The 14,368-nt window shown below is 43.1% G+C and carries 12 protein-coding genes; 11 read left to right on the top strand and 1 reads right to left on the bottom strand.

Features of this window, described 5'->3' with window-relative positions:
• Nucleotides 1-7: 7 nt before the first annotated feature.
• From ABIN22_RS17310 to ABIN22_RS17260, 11 genes are all read left to right on the top strand, one after another.
• Nucleotides 8-970, top strand: coding sequence for an RNA-binding protein (locus ABIN22_RS17310; RefSeq protein ID WP_242996225.1), 963 nt, complete (start codon nt 8-10; stop codon nt 968-970).
• A gap of 67 nt (nt 971-1,037) precedes the next feature.
• Nucleotides 1,038-2,027, top strand: coding sequence for a SpoIID/LytB domain-containing protein (locus ABIN22_RS17305; RefSeq protein ID WP_118622834.1), 990 nt, complete (start codon nt 1,038-1,040; stop codon nt 2,025-2,027).
• A 42-nt stretch (nt 2,028-2,069) separates the two neighbouring features.
• Nucleotides 2,070-2,813: a murein hydrolase activator EnvC family protein gene (locus tag ABIN22_RS17300; RefSeq protein WP_109733304.1), complete on the top strand. Its 744-nt coding sequence runs from the start codon at nt 2,070-2,072 to the stop codon at nt 2,811-2,813.
• A gap of 116 nt (nt 2,814-2,929) precedes the next feature.
• Entirely contained in the window at nt 2,930-4,126 is a 1,197-nt protein-coding gene (locus ABIN22_RS17295) for an ATP-binding protein (RefSeq protein ID WP_346910179.1), read from the top strand.
• Nucleotides 4,127-4,500: 374 nt separating this feature from the next.
• The gene (locus tag ABIN22_RS17290) at nt 4,501-5,874 is read left to right on the top strand and encodes an ABC transporter substrate-binding protein (RefSeq protein WP_109733305.1); all 1,374 of its coding nucleotides are present in this window, start codon (nt 4,501-4,503) and stop codon (nt 5,872-5,874) included.
• Nucleotides 5,875-5,975: 101 nt separating this feature from the next.
• Complete coding sequence (locus ABIN22_RS17285) at nt 5,976-6,872, top strand: carbohydrate ABC transporter permease (RefSeq protein WP_109733306.1); 897 nt, start codon at nt 5,976-5,978, stop codon at nt 6,870-6,872.
• Between the two features lie 29 nt (nt 6,873-6,901).
• Nucleotides 6,902-7,741, top strand: a complete 840-nt coding sequence (locus ABIN22_RS17280) for a carbohydrate ABC transporter permease (RefSeq protein WP_109733307.1) — start codon at nt 6,902-6,904, stop codon at nt 7,739-7,741.
• A gap of 63 nt (nt 7,742-7,804) precedes the next feature.
• On the top strand, nt 7,805-9,268 hold the full coding sequence (locus ABIN22_RS17275; RefSeq protein ID WP_346910176.1) for an alpha-L-fucosidase: 1,464 nt from the start codon (nt 7,805-7,807) through the stop codon (nt 9,266-9,268).
• 27 nt (nt 9,269-9,295) lie between these two features.
• The gene (locus tag ABIN22_RS17270) at nt 9,296-10,618 is read left to right on the top strand and encodes an alpha-L-fucosidase (protein ID WP_346910174.1); all 1,323 of its coding nucleotides are present in this window, start codon (nt 9,296-9,298) and stop codon (nt 10,616-10,618) included.
• Nucleotides 10,619-10,726: 108 nt separating this feature from the next.
• Nucleotides 10,727-11,971 carry an alpha-L-fucosidase gene (locus ABIN22_RS17265; RefSeq protein WP_346910172.1) on the top strand — a complete coding sequence of 415 codons (1,245 nt, stop codon included), beginning with the start codon at nt 10,727-10,729 and terminating at the stop codon, nt 11,969-11,971.
• A gap of 298 nt (nt 11,972-12,269) precedes the next feature.
• Entirely contained in the window at nt 12,270-13,307 is a 1,038-nt protein-coding gene (locus ABIN22_RS17260; protein ID WP_346910170.1) for a LacI family DNA-binding transcriptional regulator, read from the top strand.
• Between the two features lie 14 nt (nt 13,308-13,321).
• On the opposite strand, the gene ABIN22_RS17255 is transcribed toward ABIN22_RS17260, so the two are convergent.
• Entirely contained in the window at nt 13,322-14,329 is a 1,008-nt protein-coding gene (locus tag ABIN22_RS17255; RefSeq protein WP_346910168.1) for a LacI family DNA-binding transcriptional regulator, read from the bottom strand.
• Nucleotides 14,330-14,368: the final 39 nt, after the last annotated feature.

Genomic DNA, 14,368 nt, shown 5'->3' with positions numbered 1-14,368 from the left:
GGCGTTTATGAATTATTACGACACTTATAATTATACAACATCAGCGGCGGACAGGATACTTGCGGGTATACTTGCAATCTATGTTATCGTGCTGCTTGTCTTTTTCCTGTTTTATGTAATTAGTTATGTTTTCAAGGGTATCGGCATGTATACCATTGCAAAGCGCCAGGGAATGGATTATCCGTGGCTTGCATTTATCCCTTTTGCCAGGACATATCTCCACGGAGAACTGGCTGGGCGGATCAGCCTGAAGAACAAAGGGATTAAGAACCCGGGAATCTGGCTTCTTGTCATGCCCTTTATATTTGGTGCGGTGAACTTCGTATTCTATATGATATTATGGGCAGTCGGAATCGGTGCATTTGCAGATACCTTTACAGGTGCCATGTATGGATATCAGTACGGATACGGTGATCCCCATGTCAGCACCGGACTGATCATGGGCCTGATTATACTCTTCGCCATCTGGATGATTACTGCGGTACTCTATGGCGCAGTTTACAAAGTGCTGGGGGTTCTTGTGAATCACCAGATACTGGAGAAGTTTACAACAAAAAATATGTCCGTTGCCCATGCGGTACTGAGCACATTGATTCCGCTTTATGAGTCAATCTGCCTCTTTGTTATGAGGAATAAGGACTATAATCCGGGAATGGAACCGGATCTTGGACGGCCGTTTATGCAGTCACCTCCTCCGGTAATGCCGCCGCAGGGGGGACCTGTACCGGGACCTCACATGGGACCGGAAGTGCCGGTACCTCCGGCTGAGCCCGGGATGCCAGTACAGGCGGAAACACCTGTACCGCCGGTGCAGGCCCCCACTGAAGGGGAACGTCCGGCAGAGCATGAAGTTCATGCGCCTGTTGAGCCGCCTGCACAGGATGTGATTCATCTGGGAACATCTGCGGAAAATACAGAGAATGCTCCTTCAGAACCTCTGACAGACAGTCAGGACAGAACACCGTTATAAATTTTTAAGAAAAGGGGTCTGCCCCCTTAACGCCCTTCATATATATAATTATATGGAGGGCTTTTTTATGGGACAACGTTACATGCGTCAGAAAGCAAAAACAATCGGTTCATTCCTTATTATTTTGATTTTACTTCCCTATATAGTGGCTGTATTTGTAAACGGTGCGGATATGGAAGTGATCGGCAAGAACGGCGGTGCCTATGTGCAGGTAAAAAAGACAGCAGAGGACGGTACAAAGCAGGTGCTGGAAGTACCGTGGGAAGAATATTTTATAGGAGTACTGGCAAGGGAAATGCCGGAGACTTATGAAAAAGAGGCCCTGAAGGCACAGGCAGTAGTTATCCGCACAAATCTGTATAAAACTCTTGATGGTGATGGGGATAAAGTTCTGACGGAGAGCTACCTGTGTGAAAAAGATCTGGAAAAAAAGTGGGACGCGGCAGACTATGACGCAAATTATAAGAAACTGAAGGCGGCAGTGGATGAGACGGCGAATCAGGTATTATACTATAATGATACATATGCTATGGTTCCGTTCCACCAGTCCAGCAACGGAAAAACAAGGAGCGGACAGGAAGTCCTCGGAAGCGGGGACTATCCGTATTTAGTGGTAAAGGAATGCCCGCTCGACAAGGAAGCAGACGATGAGATGCACGTCTATACCATGGATTACAAGGAGATACAGACAAAGTGCCAGGCATTTCTGGTTGCCGTGGACAAAGAAAATGCAGAAAAAACATACAGCTTTGCAGATTTTGAGATACAGGAGTATGATTCTGCCGGTTATGTTTCAAAACTCAGAATAGGCGATACAGTCTGCACAGGAGATCAGTTCCGGGATGCATTGACACTGGCTTCCAGCGCATTTTCACTACAGGATGCGGACGGGAAGCTGCGTATCACAACCTCTGGCAGGGGGCATGGTTTGGGAATGAGCCAGTGGACCGCGAATGAGATGGCAAAAGAGGGGAAAAGCTGTGAAGAAATCCTTCAAAATTTTTTTGAAGGAACAAAAATGACAGATGGCGGAGAAATATTTTCAAAAATCGAATAAGGCGTCATTTTTCTGGCAAAAATATAGCCAGAGGTGATGAATATGAATAAGAATGAAAAGCCGTTTTCTTTAAAAGGGAAAGGCGCAGCAGTCGGTATCGTAATCTGCTTTGTAGCTGTAATTGTAATGGTAGGAGCATTTACATTTAACAATTATCAGAAAAAATTAGATGAGCAGTTAGCAAAAGCCGAAGAACAAACAGAACAGTTAGCAAAAGAGAAGAGTGAAGCAACTACGGCAAATGACATTGTACTGCCGGAAGCAGAAGGTAATACATCAACAGAAAATGAAACAGAAGACAATGAAAGCACTACACCGGAAAGCACGGCAGATAACTCTGCAACAGCATCAGGGGCTTCCGACGTATGGTTCAGCGAGGAAAGTGTCCTCGAATGGCCTGCAAGCGGAGCAATCCTGATCAACTACAGCATGGACAAGACAGTTTATTTTTCAACACTGGAGCAGTATAAGTATAACCCGGCACTGGTAATCGGCGGAGAAGTAGGAGAAACAATTGCAGCATCCGCAGCCGGTATCGTAACAAACGTGGAGCAGTCCGCCCAGACAGGGACAACTGTTACCCTTGATATGGGGAACGGATATACAGCGGTATACGGGCAGCTCAAAGAAGTACCTCTGCAGATCGGCGACTATGTAGCAGCCGGTGAGACAGTAGGGTATCTCAGCGAACCAACAAAATACTACAGCGTAGAAGGAACCAATCTCTATTTTGAAATACTCAAAGACGGAGAACCAGTCAATCCTTTAGATTTCATGGAATCATAGCAAGTACAAATTCAAATGGATTAAATTACAAATTTGTCAAGTAAGTACGGTACATCGAACTTACTTGACAAATTTTCATTTAAGTTCGATAATATACATAAAAGGGGGACGTGAGGATGATAAAACGTGAAACCTATTTAAAAAGAATACGGGGATTTTATGATAAAGATTTAATAAAAGTGATTACAGGTATAAGGCGCTGCGGAAAATCAGTCCTGTTAATGCAGATCATGGATGAACTTAAAACACGGGGAATCGGAAAGGATCAGATTCTCTATATCAATTTTGAAGACTATGATTATTCTTTTATCCGGACAGGAATGGATTTGCATGATTATGTAAAAAGTCAGATCACAACAGACAAGAAATATTATCTGTTTTTTGATGAAATCCAGACAGTCCCCGATTTTGAACGTGTCATTAATTCGCTGAAAGTAAAGTATAATACAAGTATATTTATTACAGGATCTAATGGTAAGCTCTTGTCAGGAGAGCTTGCAACATTTCTTACAGGGCGATATGTAAGTTTTCGGATCATGCCATTTACTTTCCGTGAAATGTGTGAATTGAAGCAGATAAAACCGGGCGATGTGACAGATGAATTATTCTATGACTATATAACCTGGGGCGGCCTTCCTCAGAGGTTTCAGATGGAAGGGGAAGAACAGACCAAAACTTTTTTAAGAGATGTTTATGATGCGATTGTACTGAAAGATATTGTGCAGCGTGCAGGAATTAAGGATATCGAGTTATTCAACAGAATTATAGAGTACCTTGTATGCAATCCATCCCAGACATTCTCTGCCACGGCAATATCAGATTATTTTCTAAGCATTAACTGGAAAGTCTCCAGAGAGACCATTTATAATTATCTGGAACATATTACCTCCTCACTGATTATGTCTAAAGCATCCAGATATGACATACGGGGCAAGCGGATTCTTACAAAATTAGATAAGTATTATTTGACAGATATGGGACTGGGGCGTATCCGAAATAGCGGCTTTAAACTGGAGATGGGCGCCCTTCTGGAAAATGTAGTATATAATGAATTACTGGTGCGTGGTTACGAGGTTTATGTCGGGAAGACGAGAAATGGAGAAATCGACTTTGTGGCGGTAAACGGAACGGATAAGGAGTATTATCAGGTTGCTTATTATCTGGCAGATCAAAGGGTGATTGACCGTGAATTCGGTGTTTATCGGCAGGTGGCAGACAATTACCCGAAATATGTGCTGTCTATGGATAAAATGGATTTTTCAAGGGATGGCATTATCCATCAGAATATATTAGAGTTTTTAGGAAAAGAATAATTATTATTTAAATATGAATATTTGTATAAAAACCGGGGGTTCTCTTAGAAGGGGGATCCCCATTTTTATTCCCGCGTGGTATTTGACTTTGAATGGAAACAGGTTAGATGTTTTACTGTATATGTCTGGATTTTGAGTCTGAATATAACATTAAAAACAAAACGATTAAGTCTAAATAAAACATAAAACTGGTAATTATATATAAAAAAGGAAGATAAAATATGGATAATATGCTTAAAATAAACAAATAAGTTGACATTTCAAAACCATGAGAATATTATAAAGATGAAACGATTTACTTCTGCAGAGGTGAAAAAACAGTCACGATACACCGGTTATTAAAATAACCAGGTAAAAAAGAGGAGGTATGTGTTATGAAAAAGAGAATAGCAGCAGTTCTTTTATCAGCAGCTATGGTTGTAACAACATTGGCGGGTTGCGGTAATTCTTCTTCTGACCCCGCAAAAAAAGATTCTGGCTCCAAGGATGCACAGGCTGAAACTGATTATGATGTTGAAAACAGAGAATACAAAGATGTTAAGATAACAATTCATACCAGATGGGACACCGGAGATGTATCCGGTCCTCTTTATCAGAATATTGTAGAAGGCTTTATGGAAAAATATCCGGGAATCAAGGTGGAACAAATCAATATTCCAACGGAGTCTGAATGGCTTAATTCAGAATCAGTGCTTATGTCCGATAAAGATTCTATGCCCAATATTATTGTTGAGTATGGCGGCTCCCGGACTGCAGAGTATGTAAATTCAAACCTTATCGTTAACATGGACCCGTATTATGAGCAGTATCCGGAATGGAAAGAAAGCTTTAACTCTATGGGCGACAGCCTCACAGACTATTCAAGCTACGGGGCGGAAGGGACTTATGGTGTGCCATTTACAGCATATCAGGTTATGCTTTTCTACAACGAAGATATATTAAGCCAAAACGGGATTGACCCTGCATCAATCGTGAGCTGGGACGACCTTATGGCAGCATGTGAGAAACTGAAAGCAAACGGTGTGCAGCCTTTCGAAATGGGTGAAAAAGATGACTATCGTTTTGGACACCTGCATTCAGCATTAAATTATAAGACCTTTGGCTGTGATATGGCGGAAAAGCTCGGCAGCCGTGAAGTTTCCTATGACGGAGAAGAACAGACAGAAATATACCAGATGATTATTGACGCATATGAAAAAGGATACCTTGGAACAAATCTGCTCGGAAACGATGACGGGCAGGAAAGAGCGCTCTTTAATACCGGGAAATCTGCGTTTTTATTCATGGGAACATGGTTCTGTGCAGAAGATCATACAGGGCTGGAGCTCTTTGAAAATGAGAAGATCCATGCACTTCGTATGCCTTATGTGAATGAAGAATATAAGCTGAATGACATGGGCGGCGGAAATGAGGCTTATTACGCAGTTGATACAGGAGACGCTGATGAAGTGGCAGCATCCGTACTGTTTTTGAAGTACATGACAAGTGAGAGCGTAGTAAAAGAGTTTGTTGAAGGATATCCGACACCGGTATGTGTAAATGTTACAGCCGAAGGTGGTAACTACTTAAGCCAGGAGGCGGCAGAGATTATTGCTGAGACCGAAGATGTACGCGGGGACATTGAGAACTATGACAGCGCAACACATATGATTAATACAGTCCGTCAGGCACTTCAGAGTATTGCGATGGACGCAGATGCAAAGTCAGTAGGCAAAACCATTGTAGACACGATCAAGCAATATGAATAAATGGGAATCCATGAATTCTGACTGCTAGACCGGATAATAAGATGTGTGGACCTTGCAGACATTTCTGAAGGGTTCACACATCGGGTCAGGAGGTAAAACGTATGTTTTTTTCATCCAGCAAATACAGAAAGACATTTCTGAAATCAATGCTTTTTGTCCTGCCCGGCGTTGCGATCACTGTCATCTTTGTTATTTACCCGGTTATCAATACATTCTGGTTATCACTAAATGACTGGAACGGTGTTGCGACATCACCGGTGTCATGGGTAGGATTGAATAATTATATTAAAGTTTTTACGAGTGAAAAGTTCTGGAACAGTATGCTGAATGCAGTGTACTTCATGATCGGCGGGTTTGTAGTACTGATGCCCGTTGCTTTCGGAATGGCACTTTTGGTTACTTCGAAGATTAGGTTTACGAAGTTCTTCAAGGCATCTTACCTGATGCCGGTTATGTTAGGAACAACGGCAGTCGGCTTAATGTGGACATTCATGCTGAATTCTGATTTTGGTATTTTTGCCCAGTTCTTAAGGGCTGTCGGACTCGGGGACGCGGTTATAAACTGGCTGGCGACACCAACGGTGAATATTTGGTGCGTAGTTCTGGTCAACGAGTGGATGTATGCCGGCTATAACATGCTGATCTTTGCGGCGGGTATTGTTGCAATACCGGGAGACGTACATGATGCGGCACTGCTTGACGGATGTACCGGACTAAAGAAAGTCATTTATGTCATCATACCTCTTTGTAAAAATATGTTCATGGTTTTCTCCGTGCTCTGTGTAACAGGATGTCTGAAAGCTTTTGACATCGTATGGGCAATGACGAACGGAGGACCAATCGATTCCAGTGCAACTCCTGCCGTGCTGCTTTATACACAGGGATTCCAGTATAAGCTTATGGGGCGGAGCAGTGCAATCGGTATTATTCTCCTCGTTCTGGGCCTTGTTTTATCAGTTTTACTGAATAACGTTATTTTTAAACAGGACAGAGAATAAGGGAACGGACATTCAGAAAGGAGTTATGAATGAATAAAAAGGTTGGCTCAGATAAACTAAAAAAAGGAATTCTTTATATAGTGGCTGTCCTTTTAGCCGCTATAACGTTTCTTCCATTAATTATAACCCTGCTTTCTTCCTTTAAGACAAATGAGGATATTCTCCTTGGTATGTTTTCACTGCCGAAAAAATGGGTGTTTAACAACTATCCGAGTGCAGTTGAGACGGCAAATGCAATACGTTCGATCGGAAATTCACTTTTCGTTGCGGTTGCCACACTGATAGCTACCGTAATCATTGCGTTACCGGCTGCCTATGTACTGGCAAGGAAGCCTTATAAATATTTGAAAGGTGTATACTTCCTCTTTATGGCAGGGGTCATGGTCCCGGTACATAGTACGCTCGTTTCCATATCAAAGATATCCAGTTCTTTCGGAGCCAGAAACAGTTATTTTTTCCTGATCCTGATTTATGTCGCATTTAATCTGTCTCAGGCAATATTTTTGTTTACAGGTTATATCGGAAGTCTGGACAGAGGTTTGGACGAGGCGGCAAAGATTGACGGATGCGGTGACGGCAGAATGCTGATCAGCATAATGGCTCCGATATGTAAGCCGATCATCGCCACGGAAGCTATTTTAGTATTTATTTACGGATACAGTGAACTGATATTTTCATTGATTCTGATATCAGACAGTTCAAAGTATACAGTATCCAGAGCAATGCTTAATTTTACAAGCAACTATACTACCAGTTACGGCCCGCAGTTCGCATTTGTCATTATGTCAATGATTCCGATGCTGATTATCTACTTACTGCTTCATGAAAAAGTGGAATCAGGAATTCTGGCAGGTGCTATCAAAGGGTAAATACTTCTTCATCCCAGGTTCGAAAAAGCCGGGCCCGGGGTGTATAAATATGAGGATGGTGCTATGAATAAAAAAGATTACTTAAAGCAGATAGAAAATGTAATTGCAAACGGTCCCTATGCCGATACATGGGATTCACTCTGTGAACACCCGGTCCCTAAATGGTATGAAAAAGGTAAATTCGGTATTTTTATCCATTGGGGTGTCTACAGTGTGCCTGCATTTGGAAATGAGTGGTATCCGAGAAATATGTATGTCAAAGGTTCGAAAGAAAATCTCCATCATGAGAAAACATATGGGACCCTCGATAAGTTTGGCTATAAAGATTTTATACCGATGTTCCGGGCAGAAAAATTTGATCCCCGGGAGTGGACGAAACTGTTTTTGGAGTCAGGGGCAAAGTTTGTTGTACCTGTTGCGGAGCACCACGACGGTTTCCAGATGTACGACAGCGATTTTTCTGACTGGAATGCGGTAAAGATGGGACCGGAAAGGAACGTACTGGAGGAATTAAGATGTGAGGCGGAAAAGGAAGGAATTGTATTTGGCGCATCTTCCCACCGCGCAGAGCACTACTGGTTTTTCAACGGCGGACGCCGGATTCCGGAATCAGATGTGAACAATACAGAGTATGAAGAATTATATGGGCCGGCGATGGGGGTTACCCGGGATATGAGCAATATATATGACAATCCCCCGTCAGAAGAATTTATGCAGGACTGGCTGGTCAGGACATGTGAGCTGGTTGACAGGTATCAGCCGAAGCTTCTCTTCTTTGACTGGTGGATCCAGCAGTATGCCTGGAAACCATATTTACGGAAATTTGCGGCCTATTATTATAACAGGGCAGAGCAGTGGGGCGCAGAAGTAGCTATCGATGCGAAGTTTGATGCCTATGTTTATGGAAGTGCGGTCAATGATCTGGAGAGAGGACAGCTGGATCATATTACCCCGGATTTCTGGCAGGATGATACATCTGTTGCGAAGAATTCCTGGGGATATACCGTGGGAAATGATTACAAAGACCCTTCTGATATTGTACTTGATCTGGTGGATGTGGTAAGCAAAAACGGTGCGCTGCTTCTGAATATAGGACCGAAATCGGACGGAACCATCCCGGATGAAGATGCCCATATTTTGAAGGAAGTAGGAAAATGGCTGAAGGTGAACGGAGAGGCCATATATGGAACGAAGTACTGGAAGATATTCGGTGAGGGACCTACAGACGTTCCGGAAGGACATTTTACCGACACGACAGGAAAAAATTATACGTCCAGAGATATCCGGTTTACGAGCAGGGGAAACCATATCTATGCAATTGTAATGCGGTGGCCGGAAGATGGAAAGGTATCAATTGAATCTCTGGGAAATGACTACAAATATTTGAAGTCAACCATCCGGGATATCCAGATACTCGGGACAGACCACCATCCGGAATTCAGCAGGAACAAAGAGCTGGACATCGTGAGCGGGTTACAGGTGGATGCCGGAAAGATGCCGGTTGTTTTGAAACTTACCATTGATTAATGAGCGTATTACATATGGAGGGTAATTATGGCGGATAAGCGTTATACAGGAAGCTGGGAATCAATTCAGAAGCATGAAGTGCCAAAGTGGTATGATGATGCAAAATTTGGTATTTTTATTCATTGGGGAATCTATTCCGTTCCGGCATATGCGCCGCATACGTGGGAACTCGGGGATGCCCAGGTAACTGACTGGTTTTGCAACAACCCCTATGCGGAGTGGTATTATAATTCTGTTAATGTGGGACGCGGGCCGGGTTATGAACATCATGTGGAAAAATACGGGGCGGATTTTAAATATGAAGACTTTATCCCCATGTGGAAAGCGGAAAACTGGAACCCGGATGAGTGGGCACAGATTTTTAAGAAGGCAGGTGCACAGTACGTCGTCCTGACGACAAAACATCATGACGGTTTCTGCCTCTTCCCGAGTAAATATACGGATTTCAATTCTGTGAAAATGGGTCCGGAAAGAGATATTACCGGAGAACTGACTGATGCAGTCAGGAGTGCAGGCATCCGTATGGGATTATACTATTCAGGTCTGATTGACTGGCAGTTTGCAAATGACCCTATTTTTGATGATGATGACCTTTTTGGAACGGCAAGTCCTACTTATGCATATGCTGATTTTTCCTATAACCAGATGAAAGAACTCATTGATAAATATGAACCGAGTGTACTGTGGAACGATATCGGCTGGCCGAAGCAGAGCGAAGAGGCGATGCCATACCTGTTTGCACACTACTATAATAAGGTCAGAGACGGTGTAGTAAATGACCGTTTCAATGGAAAACACTATGATTTTCTGACAAAAGAATATCAGGCGGGGGAGATGGACAGGAGCCAGAAATGGGAAATGTGCCGCGGCATGGGATTATCCTTCGGATATAATGAAATTGAAGCGGACGACCAGCTGATCACGGTGCCAAAGCTCGTTAACCTGCTTGTATCTACGGTAGCCAACAACGGAAACCTCTTACTTAACATAGGGCCAAAGGCAGACGGAACCATCCCGGCAGAACAGGTAAGAAGGTTGGAAATTCTGGGTGAATGGCTTTCGGTTAACGGGGGAGGAATTTTTGGAACCCACCCAAGTGACAGGGAATCTGAGATTCGAGAAGACGGGATGGAACTTCACTATACAAGGAAAGATCATGTACTGTATGTTTTTGCAGATGGGCTGAAGGATGGAGTAAACGAATTCCTTATATCAGATTTTCACGGGAACCTCAGACCTCTTGATGAGCGCCTGCAGATTGAGACAATACCTGCCGGTGATGGGCTGCTTGTCAGGACAAAAAATTATCAGGCCGGAATGTATGCTATCGGGCTGACATCAGAAGGATAAAATAGTATCTTAAAGCGGGTATTGTAAGTGCGGATATTTACGGGACAAAATACGTTTTGTCCCAGTATTATATTCAGTTTAGTAGTAAAAGAGAGAGAGGACTAACATATGTATGACACAAAACAACAATGGTTTAAAGATGCTAAATATGGTTTGTTTATGCACTGGGGATTATATGCGCTGCTTGCCGGTGAATATAAAGGGGAAAAAACAGACCGTATTGCCGAGTGGATCATGAACTATCTGAACATACCAGTGGAAGAATACCGCAAATTAGCAAAGGAATTCAATCCGCAGAACTTTGACGCAGATGAAATCGTACGCAGGGCGAAAGAAGACTGGGGCATGAAATATCTGGTCTTCACCTCCAAACACCATGAGGGGTTCGCAATGTTCAAGTCAGAAACAACACCGTACAATTCTGTAGACGCATCTCCCTGCCACCGCGATTTTGTAAAAGAGCTGGCCGACGCCTGCCATAAATATGACATGAAATTTGGTTTGTATTATTCTCAGGCACAGGATTGGGATGACCCGGATGGGTTCATGCAGACAAAAGAAAACAGCCATAAAAATTTCCAGAGATATCTGGACGAAAAATGCAAACCGCAGCTTCGGGAAATATTAACACAGTACGGAGAAATTGCACTGCTCTGGTTTGACACACCGATGGGTATTACTAAGCAGCAGACGCAGGAACTGATTGATCTGGTAAAATCCTTACAGCCAAATTGCATTATCAGCGGCCGTGCGGGAAACCATATGGGCGATTATATGACAACAGGAGATAATTTCATACCGAGACTTCCATACGAAGGAGACTGGGAAGTTCCGGCAACCCTGAATGACACATGGGGCTTCAATAAATACGATCACAACTGGAAAAAAGCAGATGACATCATCCGCCTGCTGCTGAAAATCAACAGCAGGGGAGGGAACTACCTGTTGAATATCGGTCCCGACGCCGACGGAAACGTGCCAAAAGAAAGCATTGAGATATTAAACGAAGTAGGAAAATATGTAAAAGAAAATGCAGAAGCAATCTATGGCACGAAACGCGTGGCCCTGTACCATTACGAATTAGAGTGGGCACAGTTTACTTCAAAAGACTACAAACTATTCGTACATATCCTTCAGCCCCGCATGCGCGTGGAAGTCATAAACATCGCTAATCAGGTGAAACGGGCATACATCGTCAGAGATGGAAGAGAACTTGAATTCACCGTAGGAAAAGTATGCGAAGGCGACGGATATATAGAAGTAGAACTTCCGGAAGATATGCAGGAACAGAAAAATTACGCAGTCTGTATTGAAATGGAAGAAAAAGAACCAATTTTCGAAGAAATCCAGTAAAAAAATACTAATACGATGAATACCGCCGATAAACGCAAGAATGCCAGTTGCATTCTAGTTAAGCCGTCTGATCCGCAGGCCCTTTAGTCCTGCGGATTATTCATGTTTTAACCTTTGTTTTGATAAAAAACTGTAATTTCGAAAAGACGCATCCGTGAGGAGCCATCCTCCCTCCCACGGAAAGCTGGTTTATCCAGACAGAAAGTTCGTATGCTTGGAGTGTTGGTCGGGCAGGCGTATTGCGAAATCATTTTTTTGATTGTATAATGGTGTATAGATTTATGGAGAATAGGGGGAAATGATGGCTGTTACGATCAAGGATGTTGCCAGGGAGACGAATCTTGCGATATCGACTATTTCTAAATATATGAATGGGGGTAATGTGCGGGGTAAGAACCGTAAGCTGATAGAGGATGCTGTGCAGCGGCTTGGGTACCGGCCGAATAATGCAGCCCGGGGGCTGAGGAGTTCCCGGAGTTTTTTAGTTGGCCTGATTCTGGACGGTCTGGATAATCAGTTTTTTTCACCCATTGCTTCTCAGATTACAGAGAGGCTGAATGAACAAGGATATCATGTTATTGTATGCTGCCATAGGGATAGTATTAAAAAGGCGAGGAAATCAGTAGATTTTATGCTGGAAAATCAGGTGGACGGAATGATTCTCCTTCCGCTTTCAAGTGATGAAGATTATTTGGAAAGTGCCAGAATAAATCGTGTTCCGGTTGTGACATTAGACCGGCTGGAGATGCCGGATTTTGATATGGTAGGAAGCAATGCAGCCGTTGGCAGCTATAATGCGGTTGAATATCTGATACAGCAGGGGCACAGAAAGATTGCGGTCTTATCCGGGACGGATAAGAAGACGGGTGGACTGAAGGCCGGACAGGAGAGGCTGAAAGGATACAAACGGGCGCTGGAGGACTATATGATTCCTTTGAAAGAAGAGTATATTGCCAGTGGCGATTTCAGCTTTTCATCGGGGTATGAAGGGATGAAACGGATATGGCAGCTTAAGGACAGGCCCACTGCTATATTTATTTCTAATTACAATATGACACTAGGGGCAGTTACGCTGCTGCATAATCTTGGTATTGCGATCCCGGAAGAACTTTCTTTGGTATCATTTGATGATTTGGAATTTTCCGAATTATGCCAGCCGAACCTGACAGCAGTCAGGCAGCCGGCCGAAGAAATTGCAAAAGAAAGTGTGGATTTGCTGCTGAAAAGAATGCAGGGTGACTACACTAATTTTCCGGAATACAGGAAATTACCTGCAAAACTGTTTATCAGAGATTCTGTCAGGGCAATCAGCCGGAATGCAGAAACTGCCACTTAATCAGGGGGAGGTTTTTAAGAAATATCCTTTACAGAATCACGCTCTATAAATTGTGCTTTCACATAGGATACCTGAGGAAAATCTTCCCAGTCTCCCCTCATACGTTTCAAAAGCAGACGGCCGGCTTCCTTCCCGAGTGCTGGAAAGTCCTGCAGCATGACTGTGATAGGAGGGTGGATAGCTGAAAATATCTCGTCATCGTCAAAAGTAACCAGAGATAAATCATCCGGTATACGAAGGTCATACTTATGAAGCAGCTGAATACAGGCCATGATATAATAATAATTCAGTGAAAAAACAGCAGTGGGTCTCTCAGGGAGTTCCATCATTTTCTGAAAGAGCTGCAGGCCGGACTGGGCATTGTATGTCCCATTATAAACGATCTGGTCATCTTCTGATATGCCGTGCTCCAGACAAGCCTGGCGGAATCCCCTGATCCGTTCCATTGCAGTGTAGCTGTCTGCGGGACCGCCGATAACACCGATTCTTTTATGTCCATGCTGTATAAGATAAAGAGTCATTTCATAGGCACTCTCATAATTGTTGGATGTTACAGAGTCGAGGGTACATGTCTTTAAAATCTGGTCGAGGAATATGCAAGGGATATTTGCCTCCTGCATCAGCTGTATAAGATTGCTTTTTTCTATATTTTCATCTACCATAATGCAGCCTTCAGTCTGAATGCTCAACAACTGCTGGTATGTTTCAGACTGGTCAGTCTTGGAAGGATTATAAGCCATCACAATGGTGGAATAATTGTGTTTTTGCATATATTCTTCGATATAGGTGGTAATGGAACCCCAAAAATAATCACTGAAAGATGGCAGGAGAATTGTAATCGTATTGCTCTTTTTGCTGCGAAGCCTCTGGGCACTCCTGTTTGGGATATATCCTAATTTTTTAATACTTGCTTCAATTGCCATTTTATTTTCAGGAGCAATTTTTTTCCCGTTTAAATATTTGGATATGGTGGCCGGTGAAAGACCGGTGTCTTTTACGATGTCTTTAATTGTAGCACTCATTCTAAAGACCTCCCTTTTGCTTAGTCAAACCGAAAATTC

Source organism: Faecalicatena orotica (genome assembly GCF_905197545.1).
GTDB lineage: Bacteria > Bacillota > Clostridia > Lachnospirales > Lachnospiraceae > Faecalicatena_A > Faecalicatena_A orotica.
Note: the sequence above shows the minus strand (reverse complement) of the source record. Positions and strands in the feature narration are given on the sequence as shown.